The 19,492-nt window shown below is 62.6% G+C and carries 21 protein-coding genes and 1 riboswitch; of the genes, 4 read left to right on the top strand and 17 right to left on the bottom strand.

All coding sequences use genetic code 11. The features are described from left to right. Positions 1-6: 6 nt before the first annotated feature. Genes BLT85_RS02265 through BLT85_RS02280 form a run of 4 tightly spaced genes read right to left on the bottom strand, consistent with a single transcriptional unit; the run spans position 7 to position 3,373 of the window. On the bottom strand, positions 7-642 hold the full coding sequence (locus BLT85_RS02265; protein ID WP_093391624.1) for a hypothetical protein: 636 nt from the start codon (positions 640-642) through the stop codon (positions 7-9). Further along, the gene (hemL, locus tag BLT85_RS02270; protein ID WP_093391625.1) at positions 639-1,919 is read right to left on the bottom strand and encodes a glutamate-1-semialdehyde 2,1-aminomutase; all 1,281 of its coding nucleotides are present in this window, start codon (positions 1,917-1,919) and stop codon (positions 639-641) included. The genes BLT85_RS02265 and hemL overlap by 4 nt, the downstream gene beginning before the upstream one ends. Before the next feature lie 21 nt (positions 1,920-1,940). Then, positions 1,941-2,576 carry a thiamine phosphate synthase gene (gene thiE, locus BLT85_RS02275; RefSeq protein ID WP_231701519.1) on the bottom strand — a complete coding sequence of 212 codons (636 nt, stop codon included), beginning with the start codon at positions 2,574-2,576 and terminating at the stop codon, positions 1,941-1,943. Then, a complete protein-coding gene (locus BLT85_RS02280; protein WP_093391626.1) occupies positions 2,573-3,373 on the bottom strand; it encodes a hydroxymethylpyrimidine/phosphomethylpyrimidine kinase in 801 nt (266 codons plus the stop codon). The genes thiE and BLT85_RS02280 overlap by 4 nt, the downstream gene beginning before the upstream one ends. Before the next feature lie 128 nt (positions 3,374-3,501). Here BLT85_RS02280 and BLT85_RS02285 point away from each other — a divergent pair, with 128 nt between their 5' ends. After that, positions 3,502-3,924, top strand: coding sequence for an Mpo1 family 2-hydroxy fatty acid dioxygenase (locus BLT85_RS02285; protein ID WP_093391627.1), 423 nt, complete (start codon positions 3,502-3,504; stop codon positions 3,922-3,924). Here the strand turns inward: BLT85_RS02285 and BLT85_RS02290 are convergent. From BLT85_RS02290 to BLT85_RS02330, 9 genes are all read right to left on the bottom strand, one after another. Then, on the bottom strand, positions 3,918-4,550 hold the full coding sequence (locus BLT85_RS02290; RefSeq protein WP_093391628.1) for a pseudouridine synthase: 633 nt from the start codon (positions 4,548-4,550) through the stop codon (positions 3,918-3,920). The two genes, BLT85_RS02285 and BLT85_RS02290, sit on opposite strands and share 7 nt — an antisense overlap. Positions 4,551-4,621: 71 nt before the next feature. Beyond that, positions 4,622-5,065, bottom strand: a complete 444-nt coding sequence (locus BLT85_RS02295) for a PaaI family thioesterase (protein ID WP_093391629.1) — start codon at positions 5,063-5,065, stop codon at positions 4,622-4,624. Positions 5,066-5,101: 36 nt separating this feature from the next. Continuing rightward, entirely contained in the window at positions 5,102-6,583 is a 1,482-nt protein-coding gene (locus BLT85_RS02300) for a class I adenylate-forming enzyme family protein (RefSeq protein ID WP_093391630.1), read from the bottom strand. A gap of 62 nt (positions 6,584-6,645) precedes the next feature. Next, positions 6,646-8,295: an acyl-CoA dehydrogenase family protein gene (locus tag BLT85_RS02305; protein WP_093391631.1), complete on the bottom strand. Its 1,650-nt coding sequence runs from the start codon at positions 8,293-8,295 to the stop codon at positions 6,646-6,648. Next, positions 8,292-8,933, bottom strand: coding sequence for a TetR/AcrR family transcriptional regulator (locus BLT85_RS02310; protein ID WP_093391632.1), 642 nt, complete (start codon positions 8,931-8,933; stop codon positions 8,292-8,294). The genes BLT85_RS02305 and BLT85_RS02310 overlap by 4 nt, the downstream gene beginning before the upstream one ends. A gap of 117 nt (positions 8,934-9,050) precedes the next feature. Beyond that, positions 9,051-9,218: a DUF2788 domain-containing protein gene (locus tag BLT85_RS02315; RefSeq protein WP_093397301.1), complete on the bottom strand. Its 168-nt coding sequence runs from the start codon at positions 9,216-9,218 to the stop codon at positions 9,051-9,053. A gap of 95 nt (positions 9,219-9,313) precedes the next feature. Beyond that, a complete protein-coding gene (locus BLT85_RS02320; protein ID WP_093397303.1) occupies positions 9,314-9,802 on the bottom strand; it encodes an Lrp/AsnC family transcriptional regulator in 489 nt (162 codons plus the stop codon). 315 nt (positions 9,803-10,117) lie between these two features. Then, a complete protein-coding gene (locus tag BLT85_RS02325) occupies positions 10,118-11,002 on the bottom strand; it encodes a cation diffusion facilitator family transporter (RefSeq protein ID WP_093391633.1) in 885 nt (294 codons plus the stop codon). Then, complete coding sequence (locus tag BLT85_RS02330; protein WP_093391634.1) at positions 11,002-11,412, bottom strand: polyribonucleotide nucleotidyltransferase; 411 nt, start codon at positions 11,410-11,412, stop codon at positions 11,002-11,004. Before BLT85_RS02330 ends, BLT85_RS02325 begins: the two co-directional genes overlap by 1 nt. 116 nt (positions 11,413-11,528) lie before the next feature. Here BLT85_RS02330 and hrpB point away from each other — a divergent pair, with 116 nt between their 5' ends. The 3 genes from hrpB to BLT85_RS02345 all read left to right on the top strand — a co-directional run bounded on the left by hrpB (position 11,529) and on the right by BLT85_RS02345 (position 15,960). After that, positions 11,529-14,051: an ATP-dependent helicase HrpB gene (gene hrpB, locus BLT85_RS02335; protein ID WP_231701520.1), complete on the top strand. Its 2,523-nt coding sequence runs from the start codon at positions 11,529-11,531 to the stop codon at positions 14,049-14,051. Between the two features lie 85 nt (positions 14,052-14,136). Beyond that, entirely contained in the window at positions 14,137-15,156 is a 1,020-nt protein-coding gene (locus BLT85_RS02340) for a methyltransferase (RefSeq protein WP_172829798.1), read from the top strand. A 26-nt stretch (positions 15,157-15,182) separates the two neighbouring features. Next, positions 15,183-15,371: riboswitch (yybP-ykoY riboswitch) on the top strand. Positions 15,372-15,387: 16 nt separating this feature from the next. Further along, positions 15,388-15,960 carry a TMEM165/GDT1 family protein gene (locus BLT85_RS02345; protein WP_093391637.1) on the top strand — a complete coding sequence of 191 codons (573 nt, stop codon included), beginning with the start codon at positions 15,388-15,390 and terminating at the stop codon, positions 15,958-15,960. A 39-nt stretch (positions 15,961-15,999) separates the two neighbouring features. On the opposite strand, the gene BLT85_RS02350 is transcribed toward BLT85_RS02345, so the two are convergent. The 4 genes from BLT85_RS02350 to BLT85_RS02365 all read right to left on the bottom strand — a co-directional run bounded on the left by BLT85_RS02350 (position 16,000) and on the right by BLT85_RS02365 (position 19,451). After that, positions 16,000-16,266, bottom strand: a complete 267-nt coding sequence (locus BLT85_RS02350) for a BON domain-containing protein (RefSeq protein WP_197673862.1) — start codon at positions 16,264-16,266, stop codon at positions 16,000-16,002. A 112-nt stretch (positions 16,267-16,378) separates the two neighbouring features. Then, positions 16,379-17,164: a hypothetical protein gene (locus BLT85_RS16745; RefSeq protein ID WP_197673863.1), complete on the bottom strand. Its 786-nt coding sequence runs from the start codon at positions 17,162-17,164 to the stop codon at positions 16,379-16,381. Positions 17,165-17,347: 183 nt separating this feature from the next. Then, positions 17,348-18,661, bottom strand: a complete 1,314-nt coding sequence (locus tag BLT85_RS02360) for an OprD family outer membrane porin (protein ID WP_093391639.1) — start codon at positions 18,659-18,661, stop codon at positions 17,348-17,350. Further along, entirely contained in the window at positions 18,645-19,451 is an 807-nt protein-coding gene (locus tag BLT85_RS02365) for a M48 family metallopeptidase (protein WP_093391640.1), read from the bottom strand. The genes BLT85_RS02360 and BLT85_RS02365 overlap by 17 nt, the downstream gene beginning before the upstream one ends. Positions 19,452-19,492: the final 41 nt, after the last annotated feature.

The following is a 19,492-nucleotide window of genomic DNA, read 5'->3' on the forward strand; positions in this document are numbered from 1 at the left end:
GGGCCGTTAGTCGGAAAGGTGCGTTCTATTGTGCGCCTGATCCGCCAATACGCCAACAGCCAGAGCACAGGCCGTTAAACCGGGTATCAGCCAGCTGGCCGTGGGTCCCGGGCGGAACAGGGCGACCAACGGCATGGTGCCGGACAGGGAGGCGGCTGCCAGCAGGCAACCTGCCGCAGCGATACCCAGCACCATCAGCAGCCTCGCACGGCCGGCGCCGATGCAGGCCCAGGCAATCAGCAGCAGCCCGAGCCCATTGACCAGCCACTCATAGCGCGATGAAGCATCTAGCAGTCGTGCCAGCTCGAAAGCGCCCATCAGGCCGAGGATGACCTGGCCCCAGACCATCGGCTTCCAGCCCCAGCCATGCATCAGAAAACACGCGGCCAACCCGATAACCGGGAGTGTGAGGTGGCGGGCAGCCAGGCCGAATAGCCGCTGCCCGTCCCTCAGCGCGTCGCCGCCGAGCCCGGCGACGATCAGCGTCGTCAGTAAAGCAGCGATCGCAGCGAGCAGCAGTACCACGACGCTAGCCGTGACCGCGCCACGGGCCGGAGTGGACAACCCATTCCGGCGCGAAAACAGCCAGGCCGACACGCCAAGCAGACACAGCGTCATGACGCTGTAGATGAAGACCGTCATAGCGCGGCGAAAGCCTTCTCCGCAGCGTCCAGAGTGAGCTTGAGTTCTGCCTCGCCATGGGCGATCGAGGTGAAGCCGGCTTCGAAGGCACTGGGCGCGAGATAGACGCCGTTCTCCAGCATCAGATGGAAGAAGCGCTTGAAGCGCTCCACGTCGCTGGCCATCACGTCCTCGAAGGTGATGATGTCGTCTGCTCCGGTGAAATACAGCCCGAACATGCCGCCGGCCTGAGTGGTGACGAACGGAATGCTCGCAGCATCGGCACGCTCCTGCATTCCGGTCAGCATGCGCTCGGTGTAGTCGGTCAGCTCGTCGTGGAAGCCAGGGCGGCTGATCAGATTCAGCGTGGTCAGGCCAGCTGCCATCGCCAACGGGTTGCCCGAGAGCGTCCCGGCCTGATAGACCGGTCCCAGCGGTGCGATGAACTCCATGATCGAGCGCTTGCCACCGAAGCAGCCGACCGGCATGCCGCCGCCGATGATCTTGCCGAAAGTGGTCAGGTCTGGCGTGACACCGTAGTGCGCCTGGGCGCCACCGAGCGCGACACGAAAGCCGGTCATCACTTCGTCGAAAATCAGCACCACACCGTGCTCATCGCAGGCTTCGCGCAAGCCTTCCAGGAAGCCACGGGCCGGCGGTACGCAGTTCATGTTGCCGGCGACCGGCTCGACGATGATGCAGGCGACTTCCTTGCCAACTTCGGCAAGCATGTCGCGCACCGCCTCGATGTCATTGAAAGGCAGCGTCAGCGTGTGTTTGGCGAAGGCCGCCGGTACGCCGGGAGAGCTGGGCACGCCCAGCGTCAGTGCGCCGGAGCCGGCCTTGACCAATAGGCTGTCGGAGTGGCCGTGGTAGCAGCCTTCGAATTTGATGATGCTATCGCGGCCGGTAAAGCCGCGGGCCAAGCGAATCGCGCTCATGGTCGCTTCGGTGCCGGAGCTGACCATGCGGACCATTTCCATCGACGGCACCAACGAGCAGACCAGATCGGCCATCTGGGTTTCCATCGCCGTCGGCGCACCGTACGACAGACCATGTTCGAGCTGTTGGCGCACGGCGTCGAGCACGTCCGGATGGCTGTGTCCGAGGATCATTGGCCCCCAGGATCCGACGTAGTCGACGTAGCGGCGGTCGTCTTCATCGGTGACGTAGGCGCCCTCGGCGTGCTTGAAGAACAGCGGCGTCCCGCCAACGCTCTTGAACGCGCGCACCGGCGAGTTCACGCCACCGGGAATGTGTTTCTGGGCACTGGCAAACAGTTCTTCGGAACGGGACATGGATATCCTCACTGGTGGAATTCAGATGGTCTGGTACATCTCGCTGAACAGGCGGGCGCGACGCTCGACCTCGCTCGGCGAGTTGGCGCCGAACAGGCCATGCACCACCGCGAGCATGTCGGCCCCGGCGATGCGTAGCTGCGGTGCGTTGTGCAGTGTGATGCCGCCGATGGCGACGATAGGTACGGCGAAGGCGCGGCGCCCCTGCTCCAGTAGAACCGGCGTTGCCGCGGGTGCGCCGGGTTTGGTGACCGACTGGAAGAACCGGCCGAAGGCAACGTAGCTCGCGCCTTCCTCGACGGCCTGTTCGGCAAAATCGAGGCTGGCATGGCAGGTCGCGCCGATGATCGCCTGGTCGCCGAGCGCCTGGCGCGCCTCGCGCAGTGATCCATCGTCGCGGCCCAGATGCAGCCCGACGTTCAGTTCGGCAGCCAGAGGCAGGTCGTCGTTGATGATCAGTCTGGCGCCGTAGTAATCGCACAGGCGCAGCAGCTGACACGCTTCTTCCCGGCGGCGTTCGACGTCAGCGGTTTTATCCCGGTATTGCACCAGTCGCGCGCCGCCGGCCAGCGCAGCGTCGACCCAGCTCAGCAGGCGATCTGCGCCCAGCAGCTCGCTGTCGGTAATCGCATACAGGCCGCGCAGGTGCTCGGTCACGAGCAGTAATCCAGCGGTAGCCGACGTGGTACGAACTGCCCGTGGCCCGGCTGTTCGGCATCGCGCAGAGTGCGCCACGTATAGTCCAGGGCAGTTTTCACGGCGCTGCGCAGATCCTGACCCAGAGCCAGGCGCCCCGACAACGCGCTTGCCAGCGTACAACCGGAGCCGTGATAGCTGCCCGGCAGGCGCTGGCAGGTGAAGTCGTGGCGACTCCCATCGCGGCTGTAGAGCCGGTTGTGAATCTCCGTCTCGTCGCCGTGCCCGCCGGTAATCAGCAGGTGTTCGATGTGCGGCAGCAGGCGTTCTGCGCATTGGTCCGCAGTGCCGTTAGGTAGCTCGGCAAGAATGCGCGCTTCTGGCAGGTTGGGTGTGGCGACTGCTGCGACGGGGAATAACCGCTCGCGCATGGCATAGCCGACATCATCCTTGCCCAGCGAACCGCCCCCGCCTGCGCGGAGCACCGGGTCGCAGACCAAAGGTACGCCGGGCAACTGCTGCATGAGTTCCAGCACCGTGTCGACCATCTCCACCGAGCCGAGCATGCCCAGCTTGACCGCCGCGACCGGCATGTCGGCTATCACCTTGTTGGCTTGGGCGAGCACCCATTCGCGGTCAAGCACGCGAAAGTCGGTGACATCCACCGTGTCCTGTACCGTCAGAGCTGTAACGGTCGGGGCGGCGTGGCAACCCTGGGCGAGCAGGGCTTCGATATCGGCCTGAAGGCCGGCACCACCGCTCGGGTCATGACCGGAGAGGCAGAGCACAACGGGGCGGGAAGGGTCGGGTCTATTCATGCGCTAAGCTTATCATCTGAGTGAGAGTAACGGCAGGTCAGCAAGCTGGCCGCCGCGGCCATTGGCGCTGTAGCGGTGCGCACGTCAGCATCGTGGACAACGGCAAAACAACAACAAGGGATGCTCCCATGAAAGCAATAGATCAATGGTTCGACGAATACGGCGAAAGCCACCAGAACCCACTCAACAAGGTGGCCCACTGGGTGTGCGTGCCGCTGATTACCTTCAGCGTGCTGGGCATGCTGTGGGCTATTCATCCGACCGTGGCGATCATGGCGGTGGTCACGTCGCTGGTGTTCTACATGGCGCTGTCCTGGCGGATTGCTGCGGCGATGCTGGGTATTGCCGTGTTGATGCTGCTGATCCTCGAGGCGATGCCGGCGGTCTTCTGGCCCAGTGTGATCATTTTCGTCCTGGCCTGGATCGGTCAGTTCATCGGGCATCATATCGAAGGCAAGAAGCCGTCGTTCTTGAAGGACATGCAGTTTCTGCTGATCGGCCCGATCTGGTTGCTGGGTTTCGTCTTTCGCAAGATCGGCTTGCGCTATTGAGCTTCAGCCGGGCCGAGGGCCAGTTCTCGCCATTCGCCCGGCTTTAGTCCGCCGAGCTCCCATTCGCCAATTCTCACCCGCACCAGCCGCAACGTCGGCAAGCCGACCGCAGCGGTCATGCGCCGCACCTGGCGGTTGCGACCTTCGCGGATGGTGATGGCCAGCCAGCTTGTGGGCACGCTTTTGCGAAACCGCACTGGCGGATGCCTGTCCCACAACGCCGGCTCGTTGATCGGCTGCACCTCGGCCGGCCGTGTCGGACCATCATTGAGCACAGGGCCCGCACGCAATTGATTGAGCTGCTCCGGCGTCGCTTCGCCTTCCACCTGCACCCAGTAGGTCTTGCTCAGCTTGTGTTGTGGATCGGTGATCCGTGCCTGCAGCCGCCCGTCATTGGTCAGCAGCAACAATCCTTCGCTGTCGCGATCCAGCCTGCCGGCAGGGTAGAGCCCGGGTTCGTCGACAAAATTCTTCAGCGTCGCGCGGCCTTGATCGTCGGTGAACTGGGTCAGTACGTCGAAGGGCTTGTTCAAGGCGATCAGGCGCGGGTTGGCCGGTGGCGGCGCTGGTTGGCGTCGTGGCTTGCCGGCGTGGCGAGGGGTGGACTGGCGTGGCGAGCGGGGCATGATCGAAACCTGCAACAGGGTGCGGGCCGCTCATGCTAGAGCTCGCGCCCACTCGGAGCAACCGTTGCGCTTCAATCGGACATTTGCACCACGGCCATGGTGACGGTGGCTTTGCTGAACAGACGTTTCTCGCCATCGATCATGGCAAAGACTTCCGACTCGACAACGCTCACCTGCCTACCGGCTTTCAATACCTCGGCGCGGCATAGCAGCCGTTCACACAGCGCCGGGCGAAGCAGGTTGACCTTGAACTCAAGAGTGAGAACTGTGTAGCCCTCCGGCGCGAGCATTCCTGCTGCAGCACCAGCGGTGTGGTCAGCCAGCGTGGTCTGAACACCGGCGTGCACGAAGCCGTTCTGCTGGGCGTGTCGGGGCAGAATATCCACCGCGGCTTCTACCCAGCCCACGCCGCAATCGGTCATGTGGATGCCGACGTCTCCGATGAAATTGGCCTTGGCGAAGCCGGCTTCGACGATGGCGCGCTGCTGGGCGCTGGGTTGCTGCTGTTCGGTCATGTTTGGGCTCCTCTATTGCGGTGCCGGTCCGTTGATTCAATCCAGCTTGTGCTTCATCACCTTACCGTTGGCATTGCGCGGCAGGGATGGGTATTGCTGATATAGGCGCGGCATCTTGTAATCAGCGAGTAGTGGCTGGAGGTAGTCGCGCAGCGCCTGCTCGATATTGTCGACGGGCTCGCGCAGCACTACGCAGGCCTTGACCGTTTCGCCCCATTGCTCATGAGGTGCGCCGATCACCGCGACTTCAGCGATGGCAGGATGCTGTTCGAGCAGGGCTTCGATTTCACGCGGGTAGATATTCACCCCGCCAGAAATGATCAGATCCTTCTTGCGACCCACGATCCACAGATAGCCATCGCTGTCCCGCCAGGCCAGGTCGCCGCTGAACAGCCAGCCCTCCTCGGTCAGGCATTCAGCAGTGGCCTGTGGGTTGTTCCAGTAGCCCAGCATCATGCCTTCACCACGGATCTGGATCTCGCCGACAAGCTCGTCTGCCACGTGGTGCTGCTGCTCGTCCACCAGGCGGACCTCGGTGTGCAGGGCGCCGCGTCGGCCGATGGAGCCCGCCTTGTGCCGATGCTCCTCTGGCGTCATCAAGGTGCCGCTGGGTCCGGCTTCGGTGAGGCCGTAGACGCAATACAGCTGATCCGAATCCAGCGCGTCGCGCACCTTGCGTACCTGCTCGGTCGACAGCGGGGCACCGCCGTAGATCCAGGCCTGCATCGAACTCAGATCGCGCTTGCGCACGTCCGGCTGTGCCGCGGTCAGCAGAAAGGCCACCGGCGCGCCGAAGAAGTGCGTAGTGCGTTCACTTTCGACGAAATCGAGCAGCAGGTCGGGACGAAACTCGTTGAGCACCACGTGGCTGGCGCCGGTCAGCGTGCCCCCGAGCAGGAATACATGCACCGGCGCCGAGTGGGTCAAGGGCATCATGTGCAACAGCCGGCTCTCGTGACGCACGCCCATCTCTACCGCAGTCGACGTCGCCACGGTGAGTAGATTGTGATGGCTGAACAGCACGCCCTTGGGCTTGCCGGTAGTGCCGGAGGTATACAGCAGAGTGCAAGGATCGGCAGGCGAAATGGTTGGTGCCCGGAAGCTGTTCGGCTCCTCGGCCAGCAACGAAGCAGGGTCGTCCAGCATCAGCAACGACCGACGCAACGAATCCGACTGATCGAGCTCCTTCTGTTGCGAGGCGCTGCTTAGCAGCAGGCGTGCCCCGCAATCCGCGAGGATGTATTCCAGCTCGCCTGCGGTGAGTCTGGCATTGATCGGTACGACGACTGCGCCCAGGCTGATCACCGCGAAATAGCCAAGCACCCATGGGTAGCCGTTGGGCATGAATAGGGCGACGCGGTCGCCGGGCTGAATGTCGCACCGGGTTTGAAGATGGCCAGCGAGCTTCAGTGCTTCATCGTGCAGCTGACTCCAGGTATGGCGGCTGGAAGCCGTGATGATCGCTTCGGGATTCGGGTATTTGCGCGCATTAAGCGCCAGCAGTTCGGCGATGTGCATGGATCGGGCTCTCGTTCTTGTTATCTGTTTGAGCGGCTCCGGTGCCCCGGAGCCGGATCGATTCAGCCGTGGTTGGGCGTCGAGCGTGCAACCAGTTGTTCCACCTCTATGCCTCGGGGCAGGGTGCCGAAGGCGCGCCCGTGCCCGGCCAGACGGCTGGCCATGAAGGCGTCGGAGACGGTTGCATTGCCGGCTTCGAGTAGCAGTTTCGCCTGTAGAGCGACCGCTACGTCCTCGGTCAGCTGGCGGGCGCGATACTGAATGTCGTCGGTATCGCGGAAGTCCCTTTTCAGTCGCTCGATATGCGCACCAAGCCGGGCGTCGCCGTGGCCGTCGCCGAGCTCGGAGAACAGAGCTTCGAGAACGCCGGCTTCCTTGGACAGCGCACGCAGCACATCCAGACACTGTACGTTGCCGGAGCCTTCCCAGATGGAGTTGACCGGGGCCTCGCGATACAGGCGCGGCAGTATGGTCTCCTCGACATAGCCGGCGCCGCCGAGGCATTCCTGAGCCTCATTGATTATTGCCGGCGCGCGCTTGCAGATCCAATACTTGCCGATAGCGGTGACCAGGCGGGCGAACTTCGCTTCCTGTTCGTTGTGCGGGTTATCCAGCGCCTTGCCCATGCGCATGGTCAGGGCCAGCGCCGCTTCGCTTTCCAGCGCCAGGTCGGCCAGTACGTTCTGCATCAGCGGCTGGTCAGCCAGCACGCGGCCGCCGACGGTGCGATAGGCGCAGTGATGCGCAGCCTGGGTCAGCGCCTGGCGCATCAGTGAGCTGGATCCGATCATGCAGTCGAAGCGAGTCAGCGAGACCATTTCGATGATGGTCGGTACGCCGCGACCTTCTTCGCCGATCATCCAGGCGTGGGCGCCACGGAACTCCACTTCGCTGGACGCGTTGGCCCAGTTGCCCAGCTTGTTCTTCAGCCGCTGGATGTAAAATTGGTTACGGGTGCCATCGGGGCGGTGCCTGGGTAGCAAAAAACAGCACAACCCCTTGTCGGTATAGGCGAGCGTCAGAAACGCATCGCACATCGGCGCGGAGCAGAACCACTTGTGTCCAACCAGCTCGTAAGCCTGGCCCGGTCCGCCGATGCCGGCGGGGTAGGCGCGAGTGGTGTTGGCCCGGACATCGGTGCCGCCCTGCTTTTCGGTCATCGCCATGCCGATGGTCGCGCCGGTTTTCTGTTCGATCGGCAGGTTTCGCGGATCGTACTGGCGAGACAGGATCTTCGGCAGCCAGACGTCAGCCACGTCGGATTGCAGGCGCAGCGCCGGAATACAGGCGAACGTCATCGTCATCGGGCAGCTGGTCCCGGCTTCGGCCTGATTGTGCAGATACATGGTGGCGGCACGGGCCACCTGCGCGCCGGCACGTGGATCGGTCCAGGGTGCCGAGGTGATGCCGGCGCTGATGCCGGCCGTCATTAACTCGTGGTAGGCGGGATGGAACTCGACCAGATCGACACGATGGCCGTAACGGTCATGGCTCTTGAACAGCGGCTTGTTCTCGTTGGCGAGGAAGCCAGCCTGCATCAGCGGGCCGCCAGCCAGCTCGCCGTATTCGCTGAGCGCCTGGTCGGCCCACTCGCCCTGGTAGCGGCGGACCCACTCCTGCAACGGCAGGTCCTGTCGGTAGAGATTGGCCCCGTCCAGCGGCGGCACCTGATTGGTGACGTCGTGGGTTTCGGCGTAGGCGTGGAGATTCATGCGCTGTGCTCCTTCGCGCCCAGGGCGCGCAAACTGAAACGAATGATCGCCCGGGTGACGCTTTCCAAGCTGTCGCTGGGCAGGCCGCTGGCGCGTGCGGCCCGTGCCTGCGGCGACAAGGGGCCAACCAGGGCTTCGGCCACGGCGCCAACCAGGCAGGCGGCAGTGAGCGGGACGTGCTCGACGTTCAGACTGCCGTCGCGGTTACCCTCGCGAATCAGCGAGCAATAAAGCTCCCCGTAAGCTTCACGAAAGCGCAGGCGCTGTTCGTCTACTTCGGGCTCCACCGGTTCGGCGATCAATGCATACGCCAGCTGGCGGCTATGCCAGGCACGTGCAGCGAATTCGCCTACGCCTCCGGCGAGCCGCTGCGCTGCGCTGCCCGGCCGGCTGAACTGTTCACGCAGCGCTTCGAACTCGATACGCGTAGCGCGGGTGAAAATCTCGGCGGCCAGCGCACCCTTGCCTGGGAAGTAACGGTACAGGCTGCCGGTGGCGACGCCTGCGGTCGCGGCCAGCCCGCTCATGTTCAGCGCTGCGAACCCGCCCTCGGCGACCTGTTGCATGCCGCAATCAAGGATGTGCTCGCGCAGCGCCTTATCGCGCTCCGCTCGTGCTTCGGTGGTCCGATACGCCATGGTCTGAATCCGGATTCATATCATGGACACAGTGAAGCAGCATTCGCTGAAAGGTACAGGTGGGAGATTGATCAGATTGCAGGGGAATTCGGCCAGCAGGGGTCGCCGGCCAGGAATTCAGTCGAGGAAAATAATGACGACTTCCTTGATGATGAAGGCAGCCACGCCCAGGCCCAGGCCAAAGAACAGCACAGCGGTGCCCCAGCGGCCAGCCTGTGATTTCTTGGCCAGGTCCCAGACGATGAAACCCATGAAAGCGACCAGGCCGAGCAGCATCACCGGCATGGCTATGGCTTCAAATTGTTGATAATCCAAATCCGACCTCCCTCGTAAAAGGCGCGAATGATACAGCGCGGGCTCGCAGGATACCTCTTCGCGCCTTACTGCAGACCCATGTGCTGCAGGGGGAGTTCGGTCGAGCTGATCACCCGATTGAGCATGAAGCTCGAGCGCACGCTGGAGACACCCTCGATACGGGTGAGCTTGCCTAGCAGAAACTGCTGATAATGCTCCATATCCGGGACCACCACGCGTAGCTGGTAATCGGCATCCATTCCAGTCACCAGGCAGCAGTCGAGTACTTCCGGGCAGTCGCGGATGACCTGCTCGAAGCCAGCGAAGCGTTCCGGCGTATGACGGTCCATGCCGATCAGGACGAAGGCCGTCAGCTTCAACCCGAGTTTGCTGGGGTCGAGCAGGGCTACCTGCTTGACGATGTAGCCACTATCCTCCAATTGCTTGACGCGCCGCGAACAGGGGGAAGGCGAGAGACCAATGCGCTCGGCGAGCTCCTGATTACTGATGCGGGCGTCGCGCTGCAGCTCTGAAAGAATCTTCAGGTCGTAACGGTCAAGATTGTGCTCGGACATGGTATTGGCCAAATATATTGCTGAAATGTGTGGACTTCCGGCTATTCGTTGCTGATATATCCGGTGATTGAGCAATATTAGACAAGAAATTGCCGCGATGCATGCGTAATATTGGTTTCAGGTTTTCAGCCCCAACCGGCTTGTCCACCCAACTCCCGCATCCAGGGAGCAGGAGGCGTCCGAATCTACCGATTCAGTCGTCACCCGGTTGCCCAGCCCACAAGGCTCAGGGACAGGCAGCATCCCACCCGGATGCCAGACGGACGACATCAAAAAAGGCGGACCGCCGGTTTCGGCGGTCCGCCTTTTTTCTATTCAGACCGGGTCCTTGTGCACCAGCACTTCGGCCTGTGGATAGCCGCTCTGGATGGCCTTGCGCACGTTCTCGCCCAGTTCATGGGCTTCGTTCAGCGACAGATCGCCGGGTAGTTCCACATGCACCTGCATGAACCAGTGCTGGCCGGACTCACGTGTCCGCAGGTCATGCACGCCGATCACGCCAGGCACCTCGCGGGCGAGGCGCAGGGCGTTGCTGCGCACCTCGTCCGGTAACTCGTGATCCATCAGGATCTGCATGGCGGTCAGGCCGATGGTGATCGCGCCATAGCCGATGTAGATGGCAATGCCGATGCCGAAAATCGAATCCGCGCGCGCGACACCGTAATAGGCCAGTATCAGCGCCAGAATGATGCTCGCGTTCATCAGCAGGTCGGAGCGGTAGTGCAGGGCATCAGCGCGGATGGCGGTGGACTGGGTACGCTTGACCACATGCCGCTGCAGCAACAGCAGGCAGATCGTGGCTGCGATCGAAAACAGCATGACGCCGACGCCGAGCCAGGCAGCATCCAGCGGTTCCGGATCAGCCAGACGCTTGATGCCCTGTAGCAGCACCAAGACCGCAGAGCCGGTGATGAAAGCGCTCTGTGCCAGGCCGGCCAATGCTTCGGCCTTGCCATGGCCGAAACGATGACCACGGTCGGCGGGCTTGAGGGCAACGCGTATTGCCAGCAGGTTGATGATCGACGCGCCGGCGTCCATCAACGAGTCGATCAGAGACGCGAGCAGGCTGACCGAGCCGGACATCATCCACACCGATGCCTTGAGCACGATCAGCAACAGCGCCACGCCGACCGAAGCATAGGTCGCCAGCGTCAGCAGGCGTTGGCGCTGACCCGGGTCGAGCGGTTGCGCTGCGGCCATCAGGCCCGGCTGGCCAGGCCCAATGCGGCCAGTCGTTCGCTGGCAGGCTTGTTGATCTGCTGGGCGCGCTCGAGCGGCAGGTCCAGTTGCAGCTCTTCACGAATGATCGCCTTGAGCTTGAGCGGATCGACCTCGCCGTTTTCATCCACAGCCTGGTCGAGGCGCTCCGGGGCGACGCTGTAGCGGCGGTCCGGCAGGTAGATGGCGCCGGTGGCAAAGTCGACACCGAAGGCGATCAGCCCTGGCACGACATAAAACAGCAGGCCGATTCCGTTGAGTATCGCCACACCCGGATCGATCTCACCGGTCAGTTGGCCACGGCGTTCCGGGTAGAAGATGGTGCCGCATGCGCTCAGCTGGGTAACCAGTGCGGCGCTGAGCAAGGCGCAGGCCAGGGGTTTGATGGTCATTCGCGCAACTCCTTTGATGAGAAAGTGGCATTACTATACCGGCCACTATGACCGCTAGAATAGTCGACGATTTCCCCTGAGGTAGCTTCGTTGTGTGGTTAGACCAAACATTGCCCGTGAGTGAGGTGCTGCCGGAACTTGACAGACTACTGTCGTCCAGCGCCGCGACGGTGCTGGTGGCACCGCCTGGCGCAGGCAAGACGACGCTCGTTCCTCTGGCGCTGCTGGACAGCGCCTGGCTTGGCGGGCAGAAGATCATTCTGCTCGAGCCCAGGCGCCTGGCTGCCCGCGCCGCGGCGGAAAGGCTGGCGCAACTGCTCGGAGAGCCCGTGGGTCAGACGGTTGGCTACCGCATTCGCCTTGAATCTAAGGTGGGCCCTTCCACGCGAATCGAAGTGGTCACCGAGGGCATCCTGCACCGGCAACTGCAACAGGATCCGGAGTTGCCTGGCACCGGGCTGGTGATTTTCGACGAGTTTCATGAGCGCAGCCTGGATGCTGACCTTGGCCTCGCCCTGTGCCTACAAACGCAGCAGTACCTGCGTGACGAGCATTCACTGAAGCTGTTGGTGATGTCTGCCACGCTCGCCGCCGAGCCGATCAGTCGGCTGCTTGGCGACGCCCCGATCGTACGCAGTGAGGGACGACAGTATCCCGTGGAGATTCGATACGGCGCACCCGCACAGCCGGGCCCGCCATCTGATCGAGCGGTACTGGATGCGGTCTTCGACGCCTTGGCGAAAGAGCAGGGCAACCTGCTGGTTTTCCTCCCCGGAACGGCGGAGATACGCAGAGTCCAGGCGGAGCTCGAGCGGAGCCTGGATGGAAGCCCCGAGGTCGTGCTGGCGCCCTTGTATGGCGACCTGGATCTTGCAGCGCAGCGCCGGGCAATAGCGCCGCCGCCAGACGGCCAGCGCAAGGTCGTGCTGGCAACCAGTATTGCCGAAACCAGCCTGACCATCGAAGGGATCCGCGTGGTGATCGATGCGGGCCTGGCGCGCGAGGCGGCGTTCGATCCTGTATCGGGGATGACGCGCCTGCAGACCCGGCGCGTCTCGCGCAGCGCAGCCGAACAGCGAGCCGGGCGTGCCGGTCGGGTTGCGCCGGGCGTTTGCTATCGCCTGTGGTCGGCGGGGCAGCACGAACAGCTTGCAGCCCATGCGCAACCTGAAATCCTTCAGGCCGACCTGGCACCACTGGCCCTGCGATTGGCGCAATGGGGCATTCAGCAGGCGGATGAACTGGCCTGGCTAGACCCGCCGCCTGTGGCTGCGCTGCAGCAAGGGCGCGATTTGCTGGAGAGACTGGGTGCGTTACGCCGCGACGGCGGGCAATGGCAGGTGACCGATCATGGCGCACGCATTGCGGAATTGCCCATGCATCCGCGGCTGGCGCATATGCTCCTGCGCGCCAAAGCCATCGGGCTGGCGGACACGGCTTGCCGCCTGGCAGCTTTGCTAGGCGAGCGCGACGTGCTGCGCGGCGGTGATTCGGCCGATATCACCCGGCGATTGGACCTGTTCGACGACCCGCGTTGTGAAGCCGGTGTCGATCGCGGCGCACTGAGCCGTGCTCGACAACTCGCCGGGCAATGGTCGCGCTTGCTCGCTGGGCAGCCGCTGGAGGAGGCGGTCGACGATCCGGCCGACGCCGGCTGGGCCGGCATACTCTTGGCGATGGCTTATCCGGATCGCATCGCCCAACGACGAGGCGAGTCAGGGCAAGAGTACAGACTGGCAAACGGCAAGGCGGCCGGCTTTCCCAGGGCAGATTCCTTGCAAAGTCACGCCTGGCTGGTCGTCGCTGCCCTTGGCGGGCATGCCGGTCAGCGCAACGCGAGCATTTTCCTCGCTGCGGCGCTGGAGCCAGGCCGGCTCGAACAGTACTTGCCGGAGGTGTTTACTACCGTGGATACGCTGGAGTGGGATTCGCGTAGCGAGACCCTGGTGGCCGAGCGACAGCGACGGATCGGAGCGGTGATCTTCAGCCGCGAACGTTTGCCGCAAATCGACCCGCAGCGCCGCGCCGCTGCTCTGTGTGAGGTGGTACGCCGACAGGGTCTGTCGCTGCTGCCCTGGACGCCGGCACTGCGACAATGGCAGGCACGTGTCATGCTGCTGCGGTCAGCCGAGACTGCCAAGGGCGACGGGAGCGAATGGCCTGACCTGTCGGATGAGCATCTGTTGGAGACACTCGAAGACTGGTTGGCGCCCTGGCTCGATCGCGTTACCCGGCTGGCACACTTCGGCTCGCTGGACCTCGCCGGCATCCTGGCTTCGATGTTGCCGTGGCCGCTCCCGGCGCGCCTCGATGAGCTGGCGCCGACCCATTGGACGGTGCCGACCGGCTCGCGGATTCGTATCGACTACAGCGAAACGCCGCCGGTGCTGGCGGTGCGCTTGCAGGAAATGTTCGGCAGCACCGCAACACCTCGCATCGCTGGTGGCCGGGTGGCGCTCAAACTGCATCTGCTCTCGCCGGCGCAACGACCGTTGCAGATCACCCAGGATCTGGAAGGTTTCTGGCAGGGAAGCTACAGCGACGTCAAGAAGGACATGAAAGGGCGCTATCCCAAGCACTACTGGCCGGATGATCCACTGCAGGCCGAGCCCACGGCGCGGGCCAAGCCGCGCAAGTAATGTTGCGTCTTACGGCACCGTGCCAGTCTTTCGGCGCCGCGGATGACCTCGTACAATGCGACCCCCTTTGAATACGGAGCCCTGCATGGACAATACCAGTCAGATACTTGAGCGCAGCGCCGAGGCGTTCACAGGCAAGCGTGTATTGCTGGTCAATCCTGTCGTCGACTCGCTTTGTTCCACCCTGAGCGCCGACTGGTATCTATGGACCTGGGACTTCGCCGTGTTGCGCGGGCTCGCTGCCTCGCTGGATTCAGACCATCTGGCTTTTTCGCATCTCTGCCCAGCGTACAGCGATCTGGACGCGGCGATTCTGGTCATGCCCAAGGCTATCGAACGTGCCGAATATGCGCTGGCGCAAATCGCTCCGCTGCTTGCTATGGGCACACCCTTGTATCTGGTTGGCGAGAAGAAGGGCGGCATCACCCGCGCCGAACGATTGCTCGAAGGCTATGGGGCCAGGCCGGAGAAGCTCGATTCGGCGCGGCACTGCCAGCTTTGGCGGGTGCAGTTGGATCGGCAAGCGCCTGCGTTTGATCTGGGGGCCTGGGCCCGGCGTGTGCGGGTAGAGCTGCCAGACCAGACCGTGGAAATGGTGACCCTCCCGGGCGTGTTCAGTCATGGCCGGCTGGACGAGGGCAGCGAACTGCTGCTCGAAGAGACCGCTAGCCTGCCTCGCGGCAAGGCGCTGGATTTCGGCTGCGGAGCCGGCGTGCTCGCTACAGCCCTGGCGCGCCGCAACCCGGATACGCGTTTCGATCTGGTCGACGTCGACGCGCTGGCGTTGTACTGCGCGCAGGAGACGTTGCGGCTCAACGCCGTTGACGCCGAGGTCTATCCGTCGGACGGGTTGAGCGACGTGCACGGGCGTTTTGCTGCTGTGGTCAGCAATCCTCCGTTTCACACCGGGATTCGTCATGACACCAGTGTTGCCGAGGGATTCCTCAATCAGGTGACGCGCAACCTGTTGCCGAAAGGCGAGCTGCGCATCGTAGCCAACGGGTTTCTCAAGTATCCGGCGCTGATCGAAAGCCACATCGGCCCCTGTCAGGTATTGCGTGAAACCAATAGATTCAAGGTGTACTCGGCGGTTGCGCCGGGTTGATCGCTTCGCTTGGTGCTGCTAAAGTTTTGCCCGTCCTAGGGGAGTAGTCTCTCCGGAAGCCAGTCTTCCATCTGGCAAGCGTCAACATAATTGGTCCGCAGACCATGGCGCTTGCGACCCTCAGCCTTCGCGGCTTCGGGTTTGACGAGACCTATGACATGCGAGCGGCTGCCGAGGGCGGAGTTGCGCGCGTGTCATTGGTTAGTCGATCCGCCCTCTCTGGAAAAATCCGTGGAAGCCTTTTGGGTATCAACCGGGATTGTCTCGCTGGCGGAGATCGGCGACAAAACCCAACTACTCGCGCTGGTACTGGCGGCGCGTTTTCGCAGGCCCTGGCCAATCGTCTGGGGCATTCTCGTCGCGACAATCGCGAACCATGCATTCGCTGGCGCCGTCGGTGAGATCGCCAGCAACCTGCTGAACGACACCTGGCTGCACGCCATCGTTGCTGTTTCCTTTCTCGTTGTCGCCGGCTGGACGCTGATTCCCGACAAGCTCGAAGATGACGATACGGCGCCAATCGGACGTTACGGGGCCTTCATGGCCACGCTGGTTGCGTTCTTCCTTGCCGAAATGGGCGACAAGACGCAGATCGCGACCGTGGTGCTCGCGGCGCAATTCGAAAGCTACGTCTGGGTTGTAGTGGGCACTACCGTGGGGATGATGCTGGCCAACGTGCCCGTCGTGTTCATGGGGCATGCAGCGGCAGGGCGGTTGCCGCTGACGGCGATTCGCACGGTAGCGGCGATCGCTTTCCTGCTGCTCGGCCTTTACGCGGGATGGATGGCTATTACCGGCGGCTGATGCCGCCGGCAGGGTCCCGGCGGCGGAAGGTGAGGAGCGTCATCGTACCCGGATGTCGTTCTTCACCTCGCGCACGCCTTCAACACCGCGAGTCACTTGCGCCGCTCTACTTTTTTCGGCCCGACTCCCGACGAAGCCGCTGAGTTGCACCACGCCCTTGAAGGACTCCACCTGAACTTCGCGAAACTTGACCTGAGGATCTTCGATCAGCGCCGCTCGCACGCGAGTGCTGACGATGCTGTCGTCGACGAACTCGCCAGCAGTCTTCTGCCCGGAAGCAACCGTACAACCTGTTGCGATCGTCATTAGCGCCGCCGCTGCCAGTATCGCTATCGACCTGCCTAAACGACCCATATGCTTCTCCAATGAGGTAACCAGCTATTCGGCCGCGTCGGTCCAGTCCGGTTCCCGCGGTCGTTCAGGATATTTTGCTGTGTACGCGGCGCTCCGTCTGATGCATGCCGGAATGCGCGTGCGGAACCGGATGCATATGCAAGCGTTCCTGGGCGGGCGCAGTCGCCCTCAAAACGGACGCCTGCCGCCAAGGGTGTAGTTGAACCGCTGCCAGCGCGGTGCGGAAGAAGTAACCCGTCCAGCTGACCAAGCCGATCAGTTTTGCTCCGTCTTCCAGCAGATAGGGATCGATCCACTCGATGTCCAGCACGTCGATCACCACCGAGGCACCGAAAAAAACCAGCGCCATCGTCAGCAGGAGAAATTCGCTGTTGAGGATGATCTTGTGGAAATAGAGCAGAAAAGCGACGGTACATAGGCCGTAAACGCCGAGCACGACCAACTCGTTAACGCCGAGAAAAGGAAACAAATGCTCGTGCAGCAGGAATACGTCGTCCAGGCCCAGCATCAATGTCAGCGCGCCTGCGGCGACGAAAAAGCCGCGAATGCGCCTGGTTTGCGCTCGGCCCGGTATCACCAGCGCCACGAACAGACAAAGGGTAGCGGTGGTGGACCAGAAGAATATGCCGACCTGCGACAAGAACCCGATATATATGCGCACCCCGGCCACTGCCGTCGGGTCGCGGGTCAGGTCGCCCGGCGGAATGCTCATCGCCACACTGACCAGAACGACCAGTGCGAGCAGCACGAAGGAGATCGACAGGATCACCGATACCATCGGATATGGGTTATGTACCCGACCGTTAACGAGGCCCTCGACAAATGAATGCGTGGCGCCCTGACGTCTCACAGCGTTCTCCTTTGCTTGCTATCTGCTATCACTGTGGGATGTACTGGCGCTTGTAATAGTTCCGTAAAGATCGTCTGCGAAAATGTAAAGTTTTTCGGCGATCGGCAGACGTCACGCAGGGCGGCGATTGAGGGTGATCGCGGCGGGTCGCCACTGGCATCACGGGAGTTTGCAGAGGGGCCGTCAGTCCAGTTCGAGTGTGTAGCTGATGACTACCCGCGCTTCGTCAATGTCGGGCTGGTCGGCAAGGTTGCTGCGCAGGCTGGCATGGCGCAGGGTTAACGTCAGGTTCCGAAGGGGCCCGTCGTCTGGCTGGAAGTCCAGTCGCAGGTCTCTTTCCCATTCGCCGCTATCGCCGCCTTGTGGTGACCGTATGCCGCGTCCGCTCAGGTAGGCGCCGGAAAACTTCAGGCCGGGCATGCCGATGTCGTCGAACTTATAGGTGTATTCGGCCAGCCAGGTGCGTTCGCCAGCACGCTGGAACTTGCCGACTTGCGCGTAGGTGATCAGATACACCGACGCGCCATCGCCATTGTCCACATAAGGGAAATCACTGTCGCCATTTACCCACTGATGACCGAGTCCGAAGCGATGCATTCGGGTTTCATACGATAACGCCAGGCTTGCCGTCCGGTTGTCGACCTCGCCGATGGTGGCGCCTTCGGCATACACGCCACGCGCGCCATATTCACTATTTCCCGCAGCGTTGGCGCCCCTTCCCGAGCTGTGGAACAGTCGCACATCGACCCCAAGTTCACCTTCGGCAAGCGCGATGGCGTGTTCGAGACCGATGAAGTGCTGCAGGTAGTAGTCGCGGAGTTCCGCTGCGAAATACGTCAAGCTGGTGTCATCGAGTGGTTTGTAGGCGAGTCCGGCAAAGCGGAAACGGTTGGAGCCGGCGTCGCCACCGCGGATCTGCATGGGCTCGTAGTCCGCCGAGTTCCGCTGGCTGACCCTGTGGATCTGCCCGGCATGCAAGGTGGCGTCGTCGCGGATAGTCGATTCGAGCTGCGCGCCGCGAAAGGTTTGCGGCAGTATGCGGCTATCGTTGCGGATCAGCACGGGCAGATCAGGTTGCAGCGCGCCTAGTCGCAGTTCGCTGTTCCACGCTCGGGCCTTGGCGGTGGGATCGATGCGGCCAAACTCGCTGGCGGCCTTGCCACCTTCCAGCGGGAACAGGTCGCCCGGCTCGCGTGTGGAGCCTGGCTTGTCTGAGCGGCCGCCACCATCCAGCCGAAAGCCGAACTGGCCCAATACATCCACGCCGAATCCGACGGTGCCAGGCGTGTATCCCGATTCCAGATCGAGAATGACGCCTTGCCCCCATTCTTCCACGCGAGAGTAGTCAGGGTCGCCGCTGCGCTGGTCCTGATTGATATAGAAGTTGCGCAGTTCGAGTTCAACGCTGCCATCCGCAATCGGATCTGCCACGGCGCTCGTCGAATACACCGAAGCGCAGACCACCAGCGCCGCGAGACGCTCAGCGTGCTGCTTCATACAGCGGCATGACGCGGGGGATGGCCTCTTTCAGCTTTTCGATACGCCCGCCAGGCGACGGGTGAGTGCTTAGGAATGCCGGCGGGTTGCCCTGCGATGCGCCGGCCATCTTCTGCCACAGGCTCACCGCGGCGTTTGGATCATAACCAGCGCGGGCGGCTAGCTCGAGACCGATCAAATCGGCTTCGGATTCGTTGGAGCGGCTGTTGGGCAGCATCAATCCATACTGCACGGCCATGTCTGCTGCCTGCATGGACATCTGGCCGAGACCGAACAGCGCCCCAACCACTTGCGTACCCATCTGCGTCGTGTAGGCGCGCGAAATAGCCTCGCGTCCGTGTTCGCGCAGCGCGTGAGCGATTTCGTGGCCCATGATCTGAGCGATTTCCGCGTCGGTCAGATCCAGTCGCTCGATAATGCCGCTGAAGAACAGGATCTTGCCGCCAGGCATGCAACTGGCGTTTAGCTGCTCGTCGGTGATGACGTTCACTTCCCAGTTCCAGTCGCGAGCGTCGGGACGGAAGGCTTCGACAGTCGGAATCAGCTCACCGGCGATGCGCCGAACGCGTTTGACCATGGCATCCTTGGTGTTCAGCACATTCTGCGCCTTGGCCTCGGCGAGGATCTTCTGGTACGACTCGGCGGCCATCTGGTCGACCTGAGTGGCGGACAGCGAACTGAACATGTACTGGTCGCGATCGACGCCGACCGCGCCGCCCTGCGTCGTCTGTACCGATTCACAGCCAACCAGGCCGGCTACTGCGAGACACACGAGAAAACGATTGCGCATGGATGTGGTTCCTTCAACCTGACAGTGCACTGATTATGGAG

Source organism: Halopseudomonas xinjiangensis (assembly GCF_900104945.1).
Lineage (GTDB): Bacteria > Pseudomonadota > Gammaproteobacteria > Pseudomonadales > Pseudomonadaceae > Halopseudomonas > Halopseudomonas xinjiangensis.